Source organism: Segatella cerevisiae, assembly GCF_024054555.1.
GTDB classification, from domain to species: domain Bacteria; phylum Bacteroidota; class Bacteroidia; order Bacteroidales; family Bacteroidaceae; genus Prevotella; species Prevotella cerevisiae.
The window spans coordinates 1-23,881 of the sequence record NZ_JAMXLY010000036.1 but is presented as its reverse complement, the minus strand read 5'-3'; the positions used below and the strand labels follow the sequence as shown (position 1 = coordinate 23,881).

Sequence of the window (23,881 nt, the reverse complement as noted above, 5' to 3'; positions counted from 1 at the left end):
ATTCAGGCATAGGATTTGAGTTATCTACTTACAGAAACAAATAAGAAAGGAAAATCAAGATATGACATTCGATAAATTTACAATCAAGGCTCAGGAAGCCATTCAAGAGGCAGTGAACATTGCCCGGCAAAACGGGCAACAGGCCATCGAACCTGTACACCTCTTGGAAGGTGTCTTGAGAAAAGGAAAGGACGTGACGAATTATATCTTCCAGAAACTTGGGGTCAATGGTCAGATAGTGGAAAGTTCCGTTCAACAGGAGATCCAACATCTGCCGAAAGTTTCAGGGGGAGAACCCTACCTGAGTGCGGACAGCAATAATGTCCTTCAGAAAACCATGGACCTTTCCCAGAAAATGGGAGACGAGTTCGTGAGCATCGAACCGATCCTATTAGCCCTCTTCGAATCCGATTCTCCTGCAGGCCGCATCCTCAAAGATGCAGGTTGCACTGAGAAGGAAATGCAGATGGCCATCAAGGAACTCCGCGAAGGGCAAAAGGTAAAATCTCAAAGTGGAGATGAAAACTATCAGGCGCTTTCCAAATATGCCAAGAACCTCATCGTACAGGCTCGGGCAGGCAAACTGGATCCCGTCATAGGCAGGGATGAAGAAATCCGTCGGGTATTGACCATACTTTCCCGGCGTACCAAGAACAACCCTATCCTCATCGGTGAACCTGGTGTCGGCAAGACGGCTATCGTGGAAGGACTCGCAGAACGTATCGTGCGCGGGGATGTCCCTGAGAATCTGAAGAACAAACAGTTGTTCTCTCTTGACATGGGCGCTTTGATCGCCGGTGCAAAATACAAAGGTGAGTTTGAGGAAAGGCTGAAGAGCGTCATCAAAGAGGTCGAACACGCCAACGGTGACATCATCCTCTTCATTGATGAAATCCATACACTGGTAGGTGCCGGTGGCGGTGAAGGCGCTATGGACGCTGCCAACATACTGAAACCTGCCCTATCTCGTGGTGAACTGAGAACGATCGGGGCAACTACTCTGAACGAATATCAGAAATATTTCGAGAAAGACAAGGCTTTGGAACGCCGGTTCCAGACTGTCATGGTCGACGAGCCGAATGAGGTAGATGCCATCTCTATCTTAAGAGGTCTGAAGGAACGTTACGAAAACCATCATAAGGTCAGAATCCAGGATGATGCCTGCATCGCTGCCGTAAAACTCTCTGAGCGTTACATCAGTGACCGGTATCTGCCGGATAAAGCCATCGACTTGATGGATGAGGCTGCTGCCAAACTCCGTCTCGAACGCGACTCTGTCCCTGAAGAACTCGACGACATTGATCACCATATCAAGCAACTTGAAATCGAACGGGAGGCTATCAAACGTGAGGATGACCAACCGAAGATCAAACAACTTGACAAGGAACTCGCAGATCTGAAAGATAAGGAGAAAGCTTATCGTGCTAAATGGGAGAACGAAAAGAGCCTCGTCAATAAGATCCAACAGGATAAACAGCAGATAGAACAACTGAAGTATGAGGCTGAACGGGCTGAACGCGAAGGCAACTATGAACGTGTCGCTGAAATCCGTTACTCGAAACTCCAGCAACTGAACGAAGATATCAAGAAGATTCAGTCTCAACTCAAAGAGACTCAAGGTGGCGCTGCTCTCGTAAGAGAGGAGGTAACACCTGACGACATCGCTGAGGTGGTGAGTCGCTGGACCGGAATACCTGTCACCCGTATGTTGCAGAGTGAACGCGAAAAACTCCTTCACATGGAGGACGAACTCCATAAACGGGTCATCGGACAAGATCAGGCCATCAAGGCCGTTTCCGACGCTGTACGCAGAAGTCGTGCAGGTCTGCAGGATCCTAACCGTCCTATCGCATCATTCCTCTTCATCGGTACGACCGGTGTAGGCAAGACCGAACTGGCCAAGACCTTAGCCGACTACCTCTTCAATGACGAGTCGATGATGACCCGAATTGATATGAGTGAATACCAAGAGAAGTTCAGCGTATCTCGTCTGATCGGTGCACCTCCCGGGTATGTAGGATACGATGAGGGTGGCCAACTCACAGAGGCTGTCCGTCGTAAACCTTACAGCGTGGTGCTCTTCGATGAAATCGAGAAAGCTCATCCGGATGTGTTCAACATCCTGCTCCAGGTATTGGATGACGGGCGTCTGACAGACAACAAGGGACGCGTGGTCAACTTCAAGAATACCATCATTATCATGACCAGTAATCTGGGAAGTGATTTGATCCGTACGAAACTGGAGACCATGACTGAGGCAAACCGCGAGAGTGTCATCAGCAGTACAAAGGCAGAAATACTGGAAATGCTGAAGAAGACCATCCGCCCGGAGTTCCTCAACCGTATCGATGAGACAATCATGTTCTTGCCGTTGACGAAACCGCAAATCGCTCAGATCGTACGTCTGCAACTGAATCATGTAGCCAAGAGATTAGCTGATCAAGGCTTTACCTTGAAATGGACAGACCCGGCAGTCAATTATCTGGCAGATGTAGGTTATGATCCGGAGTTCGGTGCACGTCCTGTGAAACGCGCCATTCAGGACTATGTCCTCAATGATCTCAGCAAGCAACTCCTTGCCGGAACCGTCAACAGGGATCAACCTATCACCATAGATTACTTTGGAGAAGGTTTGGTCTTCCGGAACAAATAGACCTTAGATAAAAGAAATATAATTGTACCTTAATGAAGCCGGATAAGATTCCAACAGATCTTACCCGGCTTTTTTGTGTCCTTTCCAGTCCTCTATATCTGAATTGTCCTTTCAGGCATTTGCTTGTACTGCCTCAACAGTCAACAGACCCTAAGTCACAATTAAAATTCTAGCCATAAAAGGAAGTTGAATAAATGATGCAAAGGAGTTTGACAATTTTATCGGAATATTCCCTATCTATTAAAGGATAGAACAGTCTCCACACATTAAGGCAAACAGGACTTTATAGTTTCTCGAAAGGGCGACCTATAGTTTCTCGAAAGTCAGCGCTAAGTTTCTCGAATGTTGGCGCCTTGTTTCGAGAAACATAGAATGCCCATTTTTCATGATGTAAATGCGCTACTTCTATCTATTAATAACGTGATAATATGGACTTTTCGAGCAGCATTATAGAAAGGTCCATATAACGCCACAAAGAATCCCGGTCGTCTTTCGAAAACCGGGATTCTTAAATTGTAATGAACTACTTCTTGACCGGTGCCACATATCCGGGCTCCCCAGGTAAAGGCCAGTTGGCTGAAGGATGATGCATTTTTTTCATCATCTGATCCAGTTCCTTCACTTTCTGGGGGTATTTCGCAGCCAGGTCTGTCGTCTCAAACGGATCACGGGTAATATTATACAACTCTATCGGATGCTTGCGGCCTATAACTTCGACTTTCCAGTCACCATAGCGGATGGCACGCTGCTTCCCCGGGAATTCCCAATAGAGATAGCGATGGTCCGTATCTACTGACTTCCCATAGAAAAGTGGGGATATATCCATACCATCGATATCATGAGGCAATCCCTTCGCACTTCCGGTTATAGCTGCCAGCGTAGGCATGAAATCCGGAAAACAGACGATATTCCTCAACTTCTGCACAGGGACTTTACCAGGTTGGTTGACGATAAGCGGCACTTTGATTCCACCTTCATAGAGTTGTCCTTTATGCCCCTTGAGTCCGCCCCCGCATTTGAGGTCTTTCACCGGTGCCATCACTGCAGCACCATTGTCACTGGCAAAGATGATCAGTGTGTTCTTTCTGAGTCCCAAGGCATCGATAGCTCCTATCAACCTGCCGATATTTTCATCCATATGAGTCACAAGGGATGCATACCGCTTGGTCTCTTCACTCCACTGTCCTTTGTCATCGTACCACGAAGTGTCGTCTATATGATAAGGTTCATGAGGCGCATCGTAAGCCAGATAGAGGAAGAAGGGATGGTCCTTCTCCCGGTTGATGAATCCGATGGCATCGTCTGTGGATATCTCCGTATTGTGTCTCACATGGGCATCCCGAGCATTTGAAGAGATATGAATCAGACTGTCACCATGAAAGCGATAGTAAGGATAATAGTAATATGGCCCATTGCTGATGGGGGTAGAAATCGTCCAGCCATAGAACTCGTCGAAGCCGCGGTGATTGGGCGTAGCCTTCGGATCATACCCGTCCAAATGCCACTTGTTGACTAGGCAACTCTTATAGCCGCCTGTATGCAGCACTGTCGCGATCGTCGTATCTTCAGGCAGGAGATTGACCCGGCGGATATAGGTGATGTCCCCCTTGGGGTTCACCTTGATACCTCTGATACCTCCTACCTGACACTGATTGTCACGAATACGTGTCTTCCCCGTAAACTTACCCGTCATCAGGGAACAGCGCGAAGGCGAACTGATTCCGCTTCCCGCATAGGCCTGCTCGAAGACGGTCCCGTTTGATGCCAGACGATCGATATTCGGTGTCTTGATATAGTCATTGCCATAGCAATGCAGGTCACCATATCCTAAATCGTCTGCAAGGATAAACACGATATTGGGCATTTCCGGAGTAGCTTTCTGACCGGTCTGCTGTGCCGCCACCTTTCCTGGCAATGCAGCAACAGCCATCAGTCCTACTCCTGTCAAATTAATTCTATTCATTCCAATATAACTTTTTAAAATTGGTCTTTGCATACTTGGAAACTGTCAGAAAAGTATTTGGGCAAGACTTCGGGCTTTTCCGGTTTTTCAGGTGTGATTCCATGACCATTTTTCATGCGTACGTAACTTTATTTCCATCTGATCAGAATCGTCTTTTTCCTAAGCAAACCTCAAAAGCAGTTCTATCAGCCCCTTTCTGTTCAGATGTTTTCGGAGATTCCCAATTTACGACCAGGTGTAAAAAGAATAACCATCGTATCTGTCAAGAAACAAATCAAGCGCTTTCGCAGACAACTCTATCCACCCATAAAGAAAGTGTAAGTTGCCATCACTTCTACCTTTAAAAAGCAGAAATGAGCGACAACTTACCCTCGTTATCTCAAGATATCTTCCTTATCCCAAGACGTAATTGTTTTCTTTCAGACCGGACAGTTTCCAGCACTGCTGCCTGAACAAGATTAGACCAACCGATTTAATAATCCGGGTTCTGAGTATATGTTCCAGGTTTGATATTCATCTGATTTTCAGGAATCGGGTAGATATACCTTCCATCACGGACATCAGAGATTGACGTGCCTACAGGATTATTATAACGATTGAACTTATCCATCGTTTTTTGTTTCCAGGTACCATAGCGCACTTCATCGAACCAGCGGACTCCTTCACCCATCAATTCTATACGACGTTCCCGCTTAACGTAATTTAAAGCAGTCGTTGCATCTACATCAGTAGGGACAGGATCACATCCTGCACGTTGACGGATTTCATTTACAGCCTTAAGTGCATCCGAAATCTTACCTTCCTGAATTAAAATCTCAGAATTCAGCAACATCATATCTTCAATACGTAGAATCGGGAAATTAACCGGCCAGTCTTTATAATCTTTCAAGGTGCCCTCATCGAGAACCATGCCTAAAGTAGAAAGTTTGTGTTTGGATGGCATATATTTATAAAACATGGAATTAACATATTGATCTGTAGTTACTCCATCCACTGTTACGCTCTCTTTTGTATTAGAATAGGTGGGGAAATTCGGTTCAGCCGAATAACCATCAAGCACAGACCAGCCTTCACCTCTCATATCCTTTTTACCCGAAGAATAAACTTTATCAAACTCATATCTTAAAGACTTATCAATATAAATCTGATTACCAAAGATACTAATTGTCGTATATGAAGGCGGTAGGGCCGGAGAGAAATCAAAGATGGCGGGATTTCCATTGCCACCTGTACGATACTGGATGGCAAAGATGGAATACTTATTTGCATAAGCCGGTGTCCACTGCTTACGCCATTCTTCAATGGTCGGTGCCCAGTAATCAGACTTCCTGGCCAATACCGTATTCAAACAGGCTTCAGCCTTAGCTATAGCCGAATGATCATTAAACGGAAATCCGGCAAGTGTCATATACACACGAGCCAACATTGCATTAGCAGCGATACCGTCTACTCTTCCTTCAGAAGGAACTGCAACTCCCTGAGCATTAAGGATCTTTCCTTTACCAGGCAAAGTCTGGGCCTGTTGCAAATCAGGAATCACAAGTTGGTTGATTATATCAAGTCCTTTCGCCTGAGGAGTTGCATTAGCCTCGGCAGGGGTCAGAGGAGTGGTAATCATAGGAACATTCCCATAGAGTCTGACCAATTCAAAGTAAGCCCATCCTCTCAGGAAGTGTAATTCACCCAGTAATTGCTTCTGAAAATCCACACTACTGAATTTAGTATTCGGAACTTTCTGAAGAGCGACATTGGCATCATAAATAACTTTATACCACGTATTCCAGGTGCTTTCAAACATTCCAAGAGAAGATGTAGCACGGAATGTACCTATATCCGAATAATCCCGCTGACCATCAGGGCGAGGTTCAACCCAAGCATTATCTGAACGGCATTCCGACATCATCAGATATTCATAATTTGACAAATTTCTCAAATCACTATATACTCCGATTACGCCCTGTTCAGCTTGAGAACCAGTCTGATAGAATCCATCAGACGGAAGTAAATCCTTAGGTGGCTGATCCAAGAAATTGTCACAAGATATAATCGTTGCAGAAAGGATCAGAGCACCAGCTCCAACTAAAAATTTATTTTTCAGTTTCATGATTGTCAGTTTTAGAAAGTTAGGTTAATACCAAATGTATACATACGAGCTGTAGGATAACCACCATAGTCCAGGCCTGTAGCAGTTGCTCCACCCGGGGCACTAGATTTAGAAGCATTGGCAGCTTCAGGAGAATAGCCTTCTTTATAATGGTCAAAGCGCAGCAGATTCTCAAATGAAGCATAGAAACGAAGATTAGATATCCACTTTGATTTCAAGGGAACAGTATATCCCAATGTCAGATTCTTCACGCTCAGATAATCACTACTATAAAGCCAACGAGAATCTACCGTACCACCGGTAGTCGTACTCAATATATAAGGAGTCTTACCATTGCCCTGATCCGATTCACTCCACCATGCATTCTTCCACCATGAGAACATATTGCTCAGGGCGCCCATAGAAGGACGGTCAATGGCCCGGCCGATTGTACCCAGAATCTTTCCTCCCGTCTGTGCCGTAATCAAGAGTTGGGCATCAAAGCCCTTCCACTGGAAAGAGTTCGTCAAGCCGTAAGTGATTTTCGGGGTAGGCTGTCCAAGGTAAACCCTATCATCTGCCAGGGTATAATTACCATCATGATTGGCATCCAGATATCTGATATCACCAGGTTTAATGGTCTGTGTCCCCTGAAATATCAATTTACTTACACCACACTGTCTGGCATAGTCATCAATCTCAGCCTGTGTCTTCCAGACACCAATGGCTTTATACATATAAAAGGCATTTACAGGATGGCCGACCGCCAGGATATTAGAAGCATTAGAACCATCACCGGCTCCATTAAAGCCAGAATAAATCGGTGTATTATCTACTCCAAGAGACCCTACTTCATTGTGATTGTATGACATATTAAAAGAGGTATCCCACTTGAATGCACCTCTTAGATTATGGGTAGTAAGTTCAATATCAATACCTTTATTATCAATTTCACCAATATTATCCCAGGTTGTAGTAAAACCGGAAGCACCGGCTACCGGCACTTGATAAAGCAAATCTTTGGTTGTTTTGGTATAATAGTCGACCGATAATTGTATCGTATTATTGAAAAAGGAAAAATCAGCAGCAAGATCCGTACTGTGAGTTTTTTCCCAACTCAGATCGCTATTGCCCAGACTGTTGGCATTATAACCAGAAGCCCCTCCGTATAGAGAACCGGTCAAAGTAGCATAGGCTGCTGTATTTGATATTTCATTGTTACCGGTTACGCCATAACTAGCACGAAGTTTGAATGAACTCCACCATGGCATATCCAGTTTTTTCCAGAACTTTTCTTCTGAAACGACCCATCCACCGGAAAATGCGGGGAAACATCCCCATTTGTTATTACCTCCAAACACAGAGCAGCCGTCCCATCTCAGAGAAGCCAAAACGATGTAACGCTCATCATAATTATACTGAGCACGGCCGAATACGGAAACCAGATTCTTCGGAGTCAGTTCTGTCACTAAATCCTTGCCCACAGCGACTTTCGAGCCATCAAAAGAACCTGTGACAGCATCATTAGGAAATGGTTTATTAAAAGTCTGATTAGTTTCAAAACCAGTATTAGACCCTTCCTTTGAAGTACCTGCCATAAGACTGACACCATGCTTACCAAAAGTATGGTCATAATTAGCTAGAGCCTGCAGCAATGTATTCAAATAACGCCCGGTGACATGACTTCCACTTGATTGAGAACCTTCACCGCCTGCCCAATTTGAACTCGTACTGGTAAAATTATAAGTACTTATATCAGTATCATAATAATTGACTGCACCGGAAAATTCAAACCTCAGTCCGTCCATAGGGGTAAAGCGAAGATAAGCATTGCCAATCAACCGCGCATTTTTATGTTTATTTATATTCGTATTCAGAATATACCAAGGACTGGAAGTTGTCCCGGCCCAATTATATTTTTGATTCGGCTCAACATTAGCCATATATCCGACACCCGGTTCAGATACGGGAGTGGAAGCAAGGATATGATGCAATTCTGAATCCTTACCATTAGCATTTCCAGACCCGTCATTCGTAATATAAGTAGGGGCAAGATTTGCACCGACAGATACATATTTATTGATCTTTGCATCGATATTCGCCCGAAAGGTAAAACGCTGATAATCTGTCCCCACAACAATACCATCCTGCTTCATATATCCACCGGACACCAAATAATTTACATTATCGGTCCCTCCGGAAACACCTATGTTGTAATCCTGTACACTAGCAGAACGAAAACACTTGTCCTGCCAATTCAGTAAGTCCAAAGTCCCGACATTCGAATTATAAGTATGTGAATCCTGCATATCCTTACTGAGATACTGGAACCAACGGTCATCGTTTGTGTATAAGTAAGAATCCTTCGACCCCGAAGCTATCCTAATATTAGCAAGGCGAGTAGCACTATCATCCTTAATACTTGCTCCTGTCACTCCCAATGTCTGGCAGCGGGAAAGATAATTAGCATCATTCCATTTGGTACGGAATTCCATCCATTCCTTGCCCGACATCAAATCGAGTTTTTTCTCCGGAGTCTGGAAACCGACACTTCCATTAAAGGTCACAGTAGGTTTCCCGTTCTTACCACGCTTAGTTGTTACGATAACAACACCGTTAGATCCCCGGCTACCATAGATGGCAGCAGAAGCAGCATCCTTCAACACCTCAATACTTTGGATATCCGCAGGATTTAAACTATTGATAGTGGTCATAGGCACACCGTCTACGACATACAAAGGATCCGAACTCGCATTCACAGAAGCTGCACCACGAACTCTAATCTGCACGTCTGAACCGGGTTCACCTGAGACGGTACGTACTTGTACACCCGCCAACTGCCCTTGCAGGGCTTGCTCTGCACGGGCAAGCGGGCGGTCTGCTATAGCCTTATCATCCATTTTCGCAACGGCTGAGGTCAGGTCACGCCTTTTTACAGAACCATAGCCAATAACCACGACCTCATTAAGAGATTGGTTATCTTCTTTTAATGTAATCTTCAGATTATCTTGATTGCCCACTTTGATCAATTGGGTTACAAAACCAACATAAGAAATTTTCAACGAATTGCCAGTATTGGCAGTAACTGTAAAATTACCATCCAAGTCTGTAACGGTACCACCGCCTGTACTATTAACAACGCTAGCACCGATAATTGCCTCACCACTACCATCAACGACCTTTCCATGTATGGTCTTCTGCGCAAAACTCATAGTGCATAAAAGACACAAAAACAAGGTTAAAAGAGGCCTCTTAGTTACTTCATTCATAATTTTTGGCATTAAATTAATATTTTAAACCGTTACACTAGATATATATTAGTAATATCAAAAGATACTCATTGTACATCTTTCACCATTTCAGACATAACCCCATAACACATTTAAGATAAGTTTTGATTAGGATTCAAACAGCATTCTCATTCTTCCAAAGTGATTCCCATCAGGCCGATAACCACATCATTGGAAAGCGTGCGAAGAGTTATGGATTTCAAGTGTTTTCGAGGATTGAGAGGCATCCTCAACATTTCTGCAGCTCCATCGCGAATCGTGCGATAATAATCCTTCACAGGATGCAAGATCAGTTTTGACGACATATCACGAGAAGTAAAGCCGGATCCAAGGTGAATCCTGTAAGGCCGGAGCTTTGCTGAATGAAAGGCAGAGCCATCATCACGATAATCCGCTTCTATCGGACACCAGTTGACCGGATTCTCAAGATGCAAAGTATCCGTACTACCATCACGATAGGTAGCAATAACCAAACCATTATCTATTCTGCTCTGCATCGGATTAGTAGAACCTGCCATCATCAACCAGGCAGCCTTTGCTTTCCCGGAAACTTTCACTACTATGCTATCCGGATAATTATCCCAAAGTGATGTATATACGATATTATACCCCTTCTGCGGTAAGCGGAACCGGATACCCTTACCTGTATCGAATATTCCTTTCCGGATCGTTGACCGGAGTCCGGAATCTTCTATATCAGCCATCCGATCAGGTGTACACCAGTCGCCAATACCCTGAACCGGTATTTCCAAGGTCGTATAAGGAGGACGAGGAGAAAGGTATTTCTGTTTGAAGATATCATCCACATTAGCATTATAACTCCCGAAAAGGTCGACAAGATGATATTTCACCTGTCCTTGAATGGGCCCGGAAAGTCCCATCTGGTTGAGATAAACAGGATTATCGGTATTTACTCTTTTGCAAGAAGAGCCATACATTTTCCGATTCGTGACAGTCCGGGAGAATGGCCCGACGACAAAGGTCTGGTTGTCCCTGCTATCCCCAATGATATCCTTGAATCTACCTTCACCCAAAGAAATACGCAGAACCAACTGAAGAGGCTGAGAGAAATGCTGATGTATCTCATAGACAGCTTTCCCTTCCACCCGATGGAAAGAATACGAAAGATAAGGTGTACGGATACTTGCACTGTCCCACTGATCCGGAAAAGAAGGCTGGATGATGCAACGACTATATAAAGCGTCCGGTCGGATACCAAAGAGCCCATTAACCAGTGCTCGCGCTGAGATTCCCACATCATCACCGAAATCACGGTAAGCCTCACCTCTTGCCCGATCATAATAACTGATCTGGCCAAAATTACCCGGACACTGACCCAGATACATTCCATCCAGAACATCTGCTTTAAAAAGACGATAACCGGCATTGCAACGTCCGGCTTCAAAATAAGCCAGAGCCATGTTCATCACCTCTTCATGAGCGACATTGTTGATACTCCATTCGTATGGCATCCAATCAGAGGTGGATACAGTCTGGCAACTGTCAGCAACTGTAAAATGAGGGATACAACTATCCACATAGAGCGTGGAACGATACGCCTGTTGCGGTGTACATACTCCACAGTCTATCGGAGTATAAATACTCCATAAAGCAGCATCTCTGTGCAATCTCTTCAAACCCATAAGATCGCGATATTCAGCCCAATGTCCTTCATCATTTAACCACAAATGAGCATCCATTGCCTTTCTGATCGCTTCCGCCTCTTGACGATAAGGAGTAGGATCCTCCCCGATCATTTCTGCGATACGTGCTGCCAGAAGGTTCCCACGATAATTATAAGCTGAAGAATGGGTTACCGCACCACCACTATAATATAAGGCGTCACTGGCCCAGATACAACAGTAAGCATCATAAAGGTGATCATTATCCGGATCAAAATTACGTTTCTCCCAAGCCAGATGGGACTTCAATACCGGCCACATCCTACGCATATAAGTAGTATCGGCATCGTAACAAAAATGCCAAAGGAGTTCATCAACATAATTCAGATTCATATCATAATGAGAGATGACATCTTTTCGGTCAGGCAATTTACAGATATAACCATTACTATATATAGGTGTACCCCATTTCATTGTTCCTCGTGCCAAATTTTTGGCTGAATCCTGCTGAGGCTGAGGATAAACAGGAGGTACTGCTGTCAGCATACTGTTAGCGTATGCATTGAAATGTGTTACAGCCCTATCGTTCCATCCCAGGACATCACCCAGATACCCTGCTCTCCAACCTGCGTATGGAGTACGCCAGCCAATGCATCCATGAAGCCATGTATGCCCGTCCCAAAGGCCATCTGCCGCTGCTACCAGATTAGCGCCAAGTGTGTTCAGATAAGGATCGGGAGTATTGATTTCCACACGATTAACAAGTTGCTTTCGAGCTTCTTCCTCTTTAAGAATCAATTTCTGACCTTCTTGTCCTCGTAAAACAGTTAACCGATCAGGACTATCAAAACGCAGGACTGTGGTTCCCTCTCCATTCCAATTCTTCACAGAAAGGTTCTGCTCAGGTACAGAAGCTTCAAAACTGCTTCTAGGTTCAATACCAAGTTCTCCATTTTGCTTCATCTTCGAATTCCTTACTGCACAAATTCTTACAGTAAGAAAAAAAGGTGATGAAAAATTCTCGCCGGAAAACTCCCATACAGCACCTTCCTCTGAGAAAGAAGCCCATGCCGTAACGTGCAAAATGCCTTTCCCCCAATGAGGATCCTTCAAAAGATATTCCCTCTTTCCTCCCTGATAACGGGACTCGCAGTAAGAGGTACTATCCAGGGCATAGCCTTTACCACCAATAGTGAGGATAAAACGGATATTCCTGCTCTCACTTTTATCAAATGTAGCAAATACGGGGCGGTCGCTGGTCTCAAGCCGAAAAAGAGTATGGGTGCCATAAAGTGCTCTTGTATAGCGATGATGTCCATTGACACAGACAATATCCCTTCCGTCCGGAAAATAAGTATGCGGACGCTCCGAGGCCTGCAAATCAAGAAAGGTCATCAACACAATAACAACAAAAAGGAATACCCATTTTGGTATGTGTATGTTTTCTAATTCTTGTACTTTGTTATTTGAAATAATCTTGTTAATATTCATCATAAAAACAAATAATTTCTTCGTTTAGTAGTAAATTAATCTTCAGGTGTTTTTCCTGATATAGCAGGAATACAAATAGTTTATTTAAGATAGTTTGTACCACAAAGGTAGTACTAAAAAGAATGCTTGTACTCACTTTTTACAACTTTTTTCTATTTTTATCAAAAAACCAAGTAGAAAATCAAAAATCAATGTTAGTACACTATTTTATATAAAAGAGGTGGAAGTATATTTTCCAGAATATTCTATCTGATAACATTCTAAAACAGAGCTTTTTTATATCGATACGACCTATATTCTAGTGTTCAACTTCTACTGTTTTCCAATATTATATTTGTTTTTCTCAGAAAAAAATTCGATATTTGCAAGCAACAAAAACTCCTATAAAACAATTACTAAAACAATGAGAATCTTATTATGTGCAATCGCTACCATGATAGCATCAGTTTCATGGTCTGCCACCCCACTGAAAATGGGGAACCCGAAACCAAAGGCCCAATTACCGGTTATGGAAACGGGCGGACAAAAGATGCCTGACGAATGGATAGACAAAGATACAGGACATCGAATCATTCGCTTGACACGAAGGGCTGGAAGTAACAAGAGTTTCTATTTCAACAACAATCCATTCATTGGCAACGAAATGGTCTTCGGAGGAAGCAAAAGCAAAAAAGTAGCCTGGAACTGGTGGGATGATAGCAGAAAGGGTCCTTGGCGCCAAATGTTTACCGTAGATCTGAATACATTAAAAATCAGACAACTCACGAATGAGCCACATGCTGTCAACACAGAAATAGTCTGTCCGGCTACCCATGAATTGTTTTTCCAAAGAGCAGACACAGTCTTTTCCGTAAATACAGACAACTGCCAGCGTCGCATCATAAGCGTATTACCCATAAAAGGAGCTATCAACTGTGTAAACTGCAATGGCACCCTCCTTGCCGGAAAGTTAGATGATCCACAAGAAATGGATATCGCCATGGAAAATCCCGGCAAGAAAAGTTTTGATGCTATCTATAAAGCAAAACTAAAGAGAACTTTATTTATCCTCAACACAAAGACAGGGGTCATGGATACTATTTTCAGTGACCATGCATGGCTCAACCATCTGCAGTTTTCTCCAACGGATTCCAACCTTCTCATGTTCTGCCACGAAGGACCCTGGCAGGATGTAGATCGTATCTGGACCATAAACGTGAAGGACCACAAAGCCCCAAAACTGATACATAAACGCACCATGTATCGTGAGATTGCAGGACATGAATGGTTCGGTGCTGATGGCAAGCATATTTACTTTGACTTGCAGAAACCCCGCGGTGTAAGATTTTATGTAGGAAAAGTGGATATCAAGAACGGAACAGAACAGGATACGGAACTTCCACGTTCTGCATGGTCAGTACACTATAACACATCATGGGACGAGCGGTTTCTTGTAGGTGACGGTGGCTCTCCAACTTCCGTAGCCCATTCACCGGAAGACCAGTGGATTGATAAATTCACTTATGATGGGGACCACTTTAAAATCGAGCGTTTGGTCAACATGAAACATCATGACTACAAACTGGAACCAAATGTGCATGTCTCACCTGACGACCGCTGGGTGATTTTCCGCGCCAATTTCGAGGGACATACTGATGTATATGCCGTAGAACTTTAAAGGAATCTTGCTCCTATAATATTTCAGACTTCACTGCTCTGGATTTATGGTTTGAGATAAGATTCTAAGACTTGATCAAGCCCGGACATGGTAAGAGCTTTATAGAGAATCTTTCCTTCCGGGCTAATCAAATAGGCAGTAGGAATCCAACGGACTGCATAGAGAGAAGTCAAACGACTCCCCCATCCCTTTAGATCGGACACCTGAGTCCAGCCCAGTTGATATTGCCGTATGGCATTCAGCCATGAGGGTCTGTTCCGGTCGAAAGAAACTCCTAAAATAGCTAGATCTTTATACTTTGCATGGATAGTCTTGATGATTGGCATCTCCCTCCGGCAATCTCCACACCAAGAAGCCCAAAATTCGACCAATACATATTTCCCACGGAAATCGCTGAGGCTCACCTTTCTGTTTTGTACGTCCCTAAGCGTGAAATCCGGTGCTCTCTGTCCGATATCAACTTTCTTCAGAGAAATAATCAGTGTATCTATCTGCTTCAGGTATAAAGTACGATCCAACTCAGAGGAGAATGCGGAACGGAGAACTTGCAACTGATGCAGGTCAAGGCTCCAAGCAAAATTATGAATCAGGAAATATGCCGGCACTACAGACTTGGGATGAACAGCTATCAAACTGTCAAGGCGATAACCTTTCTTCTCTACGTCCGGCAGTTCCTTTCTATACAGACTGTCAGTTTGGGAGCCACTCACCCTGATAGTCGCGTTCTGCTCGTCCAAAGAGACTTTGACCGGACTGTTTTCCAGGAAGAAGGTCTGAGGAGAACTGCTGTTCCGCTCCGTACTTAAGCCATATAACAACGGTGTAGACAGCGTACCGCTGAACGAAAAACTGCCGTCTTTCACAATAGCGGAATCTTGGATGACAAATGCCTTGTCAGTATACCGGCTCAAATAGATTTTATGAGAGGCCTTATCAGCCAACTGCCCATCTATATGATAGGTATCTGCAAAGGCAGATGCCGGTAACAATAATCCCACTACCGATAAAATCAGAATCATCAAATGTTTCATTGTCTTCATTTTTTATTAAAACGCTGAAAACCCGTTTTTATTATCTTTTCTTGTCTTTCACGTCAAACCATTTTGGGACATTATCATTAGTTGAAAGGAATAGAGATAATCTCTAAAAGACTTTTAAGTAAAAATATAAAATCAACTGATCTGTAACACTTGACAATAATAAAATAAGGCATTAATCTATCACACTATTCTAAGAAACAATAGCTTGGATCATTTAAAACAAGAAATGCGTAATCTTACAAGATTACTGTCACATAGAAATATCAAATCCTATTTACACGGTATACTACCTTGACTGATCATCAAAATTACTGTTGGTAGATAGTGACTCTTTCACGTCCTTAAATATTAAGGTATTACTTGCAGCCATTAACAGGCGACTTATAAAGTTTTCCGTTGAAAAGACTTACAGTCCTTTATTTCTCCATAAGACCATACTACAGAGAGAGTTTCTTCTCAACGGAAATACAACATTTCAAGGCAAACTTCTTCAGCAGTTTTAGATTATGAATAACTTTCCGGTCAGCTTGCCCCTTTCTACCTGAGCCGATATTCAGTTCCACTTGCTTCATCACTTCTTCGGAAGCCATATTCATTGAGTCATTTATCACTTGCAACTCATTAGAGGTTGAAAGTTCTGCAATCTTACCTTCAGTAACCTGATAAGCAAAATGAAGCCGCACGAACTCCCGATTCAGATCTTCGACGAAACCCTTCACAAACGAATTCAGATGGATTGTCAGGAAAACGATGGCCGCCTCAATCATGTCCAGTTTCTTGTACCAAAGTTGCTGGTCATCCTGCATGAAGTTTCCAATGACATCAGAAGAACTTTGAAAAGTCCTCTCACGTTGGTTCAAGAATTCCGTCCAAAGATATTTTTGCAAAGACAAGTAATCATGGAAACCGATTGATTCCTCAAGTCTGTCAAAACAGGAACAAATTGCATTTTGAATTTCCGGTGTTATCCGCTCCCGGACAATAGTCTCCGATGGTTTTATATAACCATATCGCTCAGAAAATCCAGACATAGTTGATTGGGTTAAAATTTTATTGAGTAAAAACATTTATTTCGCAGCACAAAGATAAAACAAAAAAGTGCACTTCTCAACTATCTCACATAGTTTAACGAAAAGGTGTAAAGCAAGCTTAATTAATTTCATTTTTTCTGACATATATAATACGATATTATAGTTATTGCAACAGCTTAAATTCAAAAGGATATCAGTGCTATTGTTGTCATTTTTCAGGAATAAAAGACACTGAATCTTAAAGGTAAAATATGGTAAAGCGTTCATTAAAAAATTGGCAGTTGATTTTCAAATCAGGAGACATACTCAACCTTATATCTTGCTACAAAAACATCTGAGAAGTCCGAGTTATTCATTCGCCTGATTAGAATCCATATTCCGCATCGTTTCATTTCATCGCATCACTTTGCCAGGACAGACTGGTGTAAGATTGGAAAAAACAGAAGCGGAAACTTTAATATTGCTAAATCTCGACGACTTCAAGGCTCTCCAGAAACAGATTACAAGATAATGCATTAATTTTGCAATCTTACAAAACCTTTTAATATTATCCGTATGAAATCTATTACATTTACATTATTCACATTCCAGTGCATCGAACGTTTTGAGAAGAACGGACGTTTTTCCACTGCCCACCTCTATAAATGTGCCTTGCACTCATTCTCCCTTTTCCTCAAGAAAGCCTCCGTCAGTTTTCTGGATCTCACCCGAGATTGCCTTAAAGCCTATGAGCAATGGCTTGAAGATCAAGGCAAACTCCCCAACACGATATCCACCTATCTCCGGATGCTCCGGAGTATCTATAACAAAGGGATCGACCATGGACTCGCACCCTATAAGCGTCGGCTCTTTCATAATGTCTATACTGGTGTGGACATCAGACATAAGAAATCTTTGAACAGGAACGACATCCACACCTTATTATATAAGGATCCGGGGTCTGAAACCCTCCGCAAGACCCAACTTGCAGCACGCCTTTCTTACCAATTATGTGGAATGCCATTTGTAGACCTCACCCATATCCAAAAATCTGATATAGAGGGAGACACTCTCGAATACCGCAGGATGAAAACAGGGACAACAGTAAGGGTACGACTTCTTCCGCAGACAATTGAAACGATTCATTATCTCAAGAAAAAGTTGGCAGAAAAAGGCAAAACCGGAGAGAAATCCCCTACACTATTCCATCTGTTCCATTGTGACCACAGTTTCCGGAGTTTGAAAGGATATATTGAATATCAGAAAGCATTGTGCAAGTTCAATGCCCAACTGAAGAGACTTAGCAAAAGATTAAAGATCCGAAAACACATCACTTCTTATACGTTAAGACATTCGTGGGCCACAGCTGCTAAATATACAGGAGCCCCCATAGAGATGATCAGCGAACTGCTGGGACATAAGTCCATCAAGACCACACAGATTTACCTTGCAGCTTTTGATGACAACGAACTGGCGAAAGTGAACCAACGCGTATATAAATATGCAGAATGTGAGAGATAAAGGATTATTACAAAAATTTAGTTACTTCTTAAGTAACTGATATAAATTAGTGGTAAGGTCCAATAACCACTGAATTTTTCTTAAAACGACCGTATCTAATACATGATAGCCTTATTAATGCGTAATCGTGAAATGATTATACATTAATATTTTAGGGATGGAGAACAGTCATCTCCCCGCCCCTTGTAAACTCTATGTATATTTTTAGGTTAAAGTATGTGAATATTGAAATACTTTCAATAATAAAGTTTATCTTTGCACTCGAAATTCAAATATTACTTAAGAAGTAACTATTTCGGGACTTCGTGTGAAAGGAAAGAAATTATAGAATTTTTAATGAAAAGGCAAAGATGTTATTTTCATAAACACTAGAACCATAACCAAATCTACTCCGGAAAGAAAAGGAATTGAAATGGGCGGCATACCGTCACAGGATAACGGGAAGCCATGAAAAAAGAAATGCTAAACGATTGTTCAAGACACTCACACTCGAAAGGGTAGAATAGATTTATTTCTCCCAAAGGTGCGTAAACTTTATAAGCCGGCAACAGACTTTCAATTCGTTGTAAATTATGTTCAAGAGGAACAATTAAAACCAATAAAAGTATAATAACCAAAAAATGAAAAAGTTTATTTATAGCATTGCGGCTTTAGCTGCAATTGTAGTAATGGGCTCTTGCTCACAGGATTCAGACTTGACCGAAACCTCGATTTCAAAATCCAAAATTGACAGTGTAACTGTAAGCCTGAACATCAACTCAGGAATTGAAGTATCTGGATCAAGTTCTAATATGGGTAAATCTACAGTAAATTCTAATAACACCTCACTGACGAGAGCTGCAAGAACAAGAGCGGACGAAACTAATACAGAAACGCCTTCAACTAATTTCGCAGCTGATCTCTCAAAGACTACTTACACGGCTTATTTTGTAGCAACGGAAGCTCAGGGAGATTACAAAGCAGGACAAATTGTTCGCAAGATTACAGGTATTAAAGAAAATACAGCTACAAAAATATCTGTTCCTGCATTACCTTATAAGGTTTATGTGACAAATTATGACACAGATGCTCCTGAGGTAGGAGGAACAGAAAGCTCTGTAACCGACCTTGAAAAGAATCTTCCAGAAAGTTCTAGTACATTATACTTATTTGGGGTATCTAATGCAGATTTAAGTTCTGGGGCAGCTGATCAAAAAATTTCAGTAAATTTGAAGAATAATTATGCTGCCGTTTGTGTTTCAAATAATGACTTCGTAACAGGAGTTACATATAATCTGATAACACCAAGTACGGGTCTTCCATATATAACGGCTTATAGTCTTGACTCATGGAACCAATCACTTTGGTATTATATGTACATCCGTGCTGATCTAAGTACAAGTACAAGTCCAACTTCAAATTCTACCATTAAATTAAATACAACCAACATGGGTGAAGGTGCAAGTACAATATGGCCATTGAATAATCCTATTACCGCAGATCAAATATACCAGTATACTGTTAAATCTGTAAAAGGAGGTGTTAGCTTAACAGTTGCAGAAAATGTTTTCACACAAACCAACTCAAATGATTTGAATGTATACTAAGTCCTTAGGACAAAATTCAAATCCATTCGGATATGAAATTACAGAAAAGAGGATGTGATATCACATCCTCTTTTCATTTACGACAACGGAATACAAAGTTTCTGGAACATACTAGACAAGAAATACCTGCTGACGAATATCGTGATATTATAGAATACCAGTGGTATTTATCTTAATAGAACAAAATAATTTTATACAAAGAATTTAAAGACTAAGTCTACCGACACTTAGCAGAATTCAATCCTAGAGAATCTGGAGAAAGTAAAGGACATACCTACGAATAGATCTTAGATGTGACCGTTAAGGGCAAAATTCAAAAACAGAGAATCATCAAGTTCAGAATATAAGTTTACCAACAAGTATCCGAAATATTAATTGCTGTTTTTTTAAATGGTACAAAGATTTGCTCACATCCTTGAAAAAGGGTATATTTGTACTCTTAATAGTGAAATTTAAATCAAAATCATTACGAGGATTCCAAGGAACTTGATAAGCATCAAATACCAACATTAATAATAATCATTTTAAACCATCAAATTATGACAAAACATGTAATCCTACTTAAAGGAACAGCCAATAGCGGTAAAACACAGACCCTGTTAAAACTTATTGACAAATTACAAGAAGCAAACTTTCAAGACAAAAAGGTTGTTAATAATTGCTGCCAAAAAGACTGCGAGGATAAAAGGATTGTCATTGACTATAAAAAATTTAGAATAGCAATATGCACAGGTGGAGATACTGAAGATATTTTAAATAAAAATATTGATTATTTCAAGAGTTGCAGTTGGCATATTGCAATATGTGCTACTCGCTCAAAAGGAAAAATGATAGATGTAATCAAAGAATTTGCCCAAAAACAAGATGCGCAAATTCATATAGTCCGCAAAGGGTGGGTTGACGATCCAGAGTGGTCAGATAATCCTCGCCAGCAAGAGGCTTGTGACTTGTTGATTGAATCTACAGCACAGGTTATGAAGATCATCATTGATGGGTGGATAGGAGCAATGATCCCAGAAAAATCATAACTAATTTTATAGCAAACTGGCTCTAGAATGGAAGAATTAAAATCCATACGGGAGGTGCTACGCTGATAAATTTCAAATCTATGATGAGAAAACGGCTAAATCTATTATTAAAGGTGAATTCACGAAGTATATTGAGGATTGGGGCTTAAGCATCCTCAAAGAAATTGAAGAGAGAAAATCAGGATGAATTAATCCATTTGTCTCTCAATAGTGGAACTGACAGAATTTTATTGTTCTCCTCTATTTCTCTCTGCAGATATAGGATATATGTTGAATAGTTGTACTCATATAGAAAAAGTTGAAGGTATGCAGAAAGAATTCGGCTCTATAACGAATCTTGTAGTAAATTACAAAGCCGCGAGTCTATGATCCGACGGATATTCCGTTGACGCACGCTAGGAGAATGTGCCTAATGATGAAAGCCGCGGATCAGTCGGAAGAGTTACTCTGATCTAACAGAGGTTTCATACACGATTCTCTATGAAATACGAAATGGAAATCGTTCTGTTACTACCACTTTGCCTTGTTTGTAGAGGCTTCTTTAGAAATTAATCCACAGATATTAATAACATATCAACCCACTATAAGATCGCTCTCTCCCGAATAAGACATCCCCTAAACGTCTGGAATATATTAGAAAGACTGGTGCTGTAATTTATCCGTCATATCAGTATCATATAATTTTTTTTAGGGGAAATACCCTAAAAACTGTTGCGAGGTTCAAATATTAGTATTAATTTTGCCATACAAATAACATCTAATGTGATACGACTATGGATACGAAAGCAATAAGAAAACCAACTTCTTTCAGGTTGAGAACTGATGTCCTTGACATTCTAAAAAAGAAGGCTGCCATGGCCAATAGGACTTTAAACAACTATGTGGAAAGTCTGCTTATCAAGGACACCTATTCTGATGAGCCGAATGAAACGACAAAGACAGCCATTTCCGAAGTTTTATCTGAAGATAAAAATAAAAAAGACACTTACGACAGTGTGGATTCACTCGTGAATGAACTGATGAAGTAATGAAGAAGATACATCCTTCAGGTCAATTCAAGAAAGACTTCAAGTAGTATCGGCGCTATCCTGATAAGGTTAAGGCCTTCAAGAAAATAGTCGATATGCTTATCAACGAGATACCTATACCGAAAGAACACAAGCCCCATCCACTCAAAGGAAATTATAAGAACTGTATGGAGTGCCATATTAGTAACCAGACTGACGATTACTTGCTGATATGGGTTGAAGGAGATATCATCGATTTGATTAGAATCGGATCTCATTCCGAACTTTATGGTTGAGCCCAATTTAAAAATAGCCTACTTTCTGCGCCACATATTTTTATACCAATTCTGGTTCTTCCGTTTTTTTGTTGACATGTCATCTCAAATAAGCTTGCGTCGTCATCAACAGTTTCAAAAGAATCAGGATAAGATAACCTTTCTGCACCTCAATAACGGACCGAAAGGTAACTTTCAAACTCAGGAGTAAGAATAATATTCTGCCGTCTCTTTAATGACTTTTTAAATCATACTGCGAAAATTCTATTTAGATTTCTACTGTGAAAAACCGACCGAAAAACACGGATAATTCCCATATTGAATCAGCCTCAAGAAATTCAAGACAAATACCATTCCCAATACTAAACAGAAAGATATAGATGACATTGTTAAGACTGTGCATACTATTTTTCACTATTTTAAGGTATCAAAAAGTTGTTTTGTTGTGAAAACAGACAATAATTTTACCTATCAATCGGTATTGTCTCCCTGCTTTTTTTTAAATACTTTTGCATTCTACACAAAAGAAGCTTTCAATGAGGAAAAAAAGATTGGGAACGGTATTGATAATGATGTTCTGTTCAGTATGTACACTTTTAGCCCAGAATAACCAACTGAAGTTTCCCACTTTTGCAAGTGTCCCTATCAATGGACTATCACAAGAATATTTTATCATGTAACATGCTGTATATAAGAACATTAAACACTTACTTAAAAGGATTTAACGCCTAAGCCGCTTTCTGCTTTCGGTACTTTTCGATAGCATCCGCCATGACTTTATACTCTTGTGCCAGCTCTTTATCCTCCATCATGCCTTCGATAAGTCTGTCGGCATCAAGTCCCATGACATCGGCCAGAGCCTGAAGAAATCTTTCAAGGCAGGCCAGTATCCTCTTCCATAGCGTCAGCGCCATCAGTCCATCCCTTTCTGCGGAGAATAGTTCCCCAAGTGTCTCATAATCTGAAAACCGCTTCTTGAGAGTCATTACGGTATATGTCATGAAACATAATGTACAGTCAGCAATCTGACCGTCAAAGTCACGTCCCTGATAGCCGCCCAGTCCGAGATATTGCTTGCACTCCTTGTTGACAATTTCGATGTTCCATCTGATCTGATAGATTTCAAAGGTCTGGACAAAACTCGAATTCAGATCAGTCGTCAGGAGAATATTCCATGTGGTATTCCTGCCGTATTTTACAAGAAAGATCCTTACGGACTGTTTTCCTATCTTACCTTTTAATGAAATATAATGGCACTTGTATTTCCTGCATTCATGGAAGAACTCACTGCGTTCATAGAGTGCAACCAGCTCTAATGCATTATGACGCCTGCCCATTACCTGATACTTCGTATTCCCCATCCTGGCCAGACCTGCCAGATGCATCGCGCCATTGCCTATACTTCTAACTGCAGCAATGAGTTTCTCGGAAGTGAACCAGCTGTCACACAGGACATACCTGGCACGGTATCCATACTTCCATGCACGGCGGAGCATTTCTATTGCAACAGACGGCTTTTCCATATCATTCTCCTGCAGCCGCCTGCAGTCAGGAGCATCCTTGTCCCTGCATTTGCAGAACTGTTTCCTGCGGTCTGACGCCTTCAGGCCATAGTCACCTTTCCTGCCTTTCTCACGATGAAGGGAAAAGTCTAT

At 41.6% G+C, this 23,881-nt stretch carries 13 protein-coding genes and 1 pseudogene; 7 read left to right on the top strand and 7 right to left on the bottom strand.

The window, feature by feature from the left end:
- Positions 1-61 precede the first annotated feature (61 nt).
- On the top strand, positions 62-2,653 hold the full coding sequence (gene clpB / locus NG821_RS09335; RefSeq protein WP_252761395.1) for an ATP-dependent chaperone ClpB: 2,592 nt from the start codon (positions 62-64) through the stop codon (positions 2,651-2,653).
- A 523-nt stretch (positions 2,654-3,176) separates the two neighbouring features.
- On the opposite strand, the gene NG821_RS09330 is transcribed toward clpB, so the two are convergent.
- The 4 genes from NG821_RS09330 to NG821_RS09315 form a co-directional block, all read right to left on the bottom strand.
- On the bottom strand, positions 3,177-4,616 hold the full coding sequence (locus tag NG821_RS09330) for a sulfatase-like hydrolase/transferase (protein ID WP_394802079.1): 1,440 nt from the start codon (positions 4,614-4,616) through the stop codon (positions 3,177-3,179).
- A gap of 472 nt (positions 4,617-5,088) precedes the next feature.
- Positions 5,089-6,720: a RagB/SusD family nutrient uptake outer membrane protein gene (locus NG821_RS09325; protein WP_252761394.1), complete on the bottom strand. Its 1,632-nt coding sequence runs from the start codon at positions 6,718-6,720 to the stop codon at positions 5,089-5,091.
- 11 nt (positions 6,721-6,731) lie between these two features.
- On the bottom strand, positions 6,732-9,911 hold the full coding sequence (locus NG821_RS09320; protein ID WP_252761393.1) for a SusC/RagA family TonB-linked outer membrane protein: 3,180 nt from the start codon (positions 9,909-9,911) through the stop codon (positions 6,732-6,734).
- 206 nt (positions 9,912-10,117) lie between these two features.
- On the bottom strand, positions 10,118-13,006 hold the full coding sequence (locus NG821_RS09315) for a DUF4450 domain-containing protein (RefSeq protein ID WP_252761392.1): 2,889 nt from the start codon (positions 13,004-13,006) through the stop codon (positions 10,118-10,120).
- A 499-nt stretch (positions 13,007-13,505) separates the two neighbouring features.
- On the opposite strand from NG821_RS09315, the gene NG821_RS09310 reads away from it, so the two are divergent.
- The gene (locus NG821_RS09310) at positions 13,506-14,759 is read left to right on the top strand and encodes an oligogalacturonate lyase family protein (protein ID WP_252761391.1); all 1,254 of its coding nucleotides are present in this window, start codon (positions 13,506-13,508) and stop codon (positions 14,757-14,759) included.
- A 44-nt stretch (positions 14,760-14,803) separates the two neighbouring features.
- On the opposite strand, the gene NG821_RS09305 is transcribed toward NG821_RS09310, so the two are convergent.
- Together NG821_RS09305 and NG821_RS09300 are read right to left on the bottom strand one after the other, a co-directional pair.
- Positions 14,804-15,790, bottom strand: coding sequence for a TlpA disulfide reductase family protein (locus NG821_RS09305; RefSeq protein WP_252761390.1), 987 nt, complete (start codon positions 15,788-15,790; stop codon positions 14,804-14,806).
- 446 nt (positions 15,791-16,236) lie between these two features.
- The gene (locus NG821_RS09300; RefSeq protein WP_252761389.1) at positions 16,237-16,830 is read right to left on the bottom strand and encodes an AbiJ-NTD4 domain-containing protein; all 594 of its coding nucleotides are present in this window, start codon (positions 16,828-16,830) and stop codon (positions 16,237-16,239) included.
- 555 nt (positions 16,831-17,385) lie between these two features.
- Between NG821_RS09300 and NG821_RS09295 the strand changes: the two genes are divergently transcribed.
- The 5 genes and pseudogenes from NG821_RS09295 to NG821_RS09275 form a co-directional block, all read left to right on the top strand.
- On the top strand, positions 17,386-18,330 hold the full coding sequence (locus NG821_RS09295) for a tyrosine-type recombinase/integrase (protein ID WP_252761388.1): 945 nt from the start codon (positions 17,386-17,388) through the stop codon (positions 18,328-18,330).
- A gap of 620 nt (positions 18,331-18,950) precedes the next feature.
- Positions 18,951-19,916, top strand: coding sequence for a hypothetical protein (locus NG821_RS09290; protein ID WP_252761387.1), 966 nt, complete (start codon positions 18,951-18,953; stop codon positions 19,914-19,916).
- A 539-nt stretch (positions 19,917-20,455) separates the two neighbouring features.
- A complete protein-coding gene (locus NG821_RS09285) occupies positions 20,456-20,944 on the top strand; it encodes a hypothetical protein (RefSeq protein WP_252761386.1) in 489 nt (162 codons plus the stop codon).
- 773 nt (positions 20,945-21,717) lie between these two features.
- Positions 21,718-21,972 carry a toxin-antitoxin system protein gene (locus NG821_RS09280; protein WP_252761385.1) on the top strand — a complete coding sequence of 85 codons (255 nt, stop codon included), beginning with the start codon at positions 21,718-21,720 and terminating at the stop codon, positions 21,970-21,972.
- 68 nt (positions 21,973-22,040) lie between these two features.
- Positions 22,041-22,247: pseudogene (locus NG821_RS09275) on the top strand (type II toxin-antitoxin system YafQ family toxin); the annotation flags it as partial.
- A gap of 707 nt (positions 22,248-22,954) precedes the next feature.
- Here NG821_RS09275 and NG821_RS09270 read toward each other — a convergent pair.
- A partial coding sequence (locus NG821_RS09270; protein WP_252761384.1) for a transposase occupies positions 22,955-23,881 on the bottom strand: 927 nt, incomplete at its 5' end.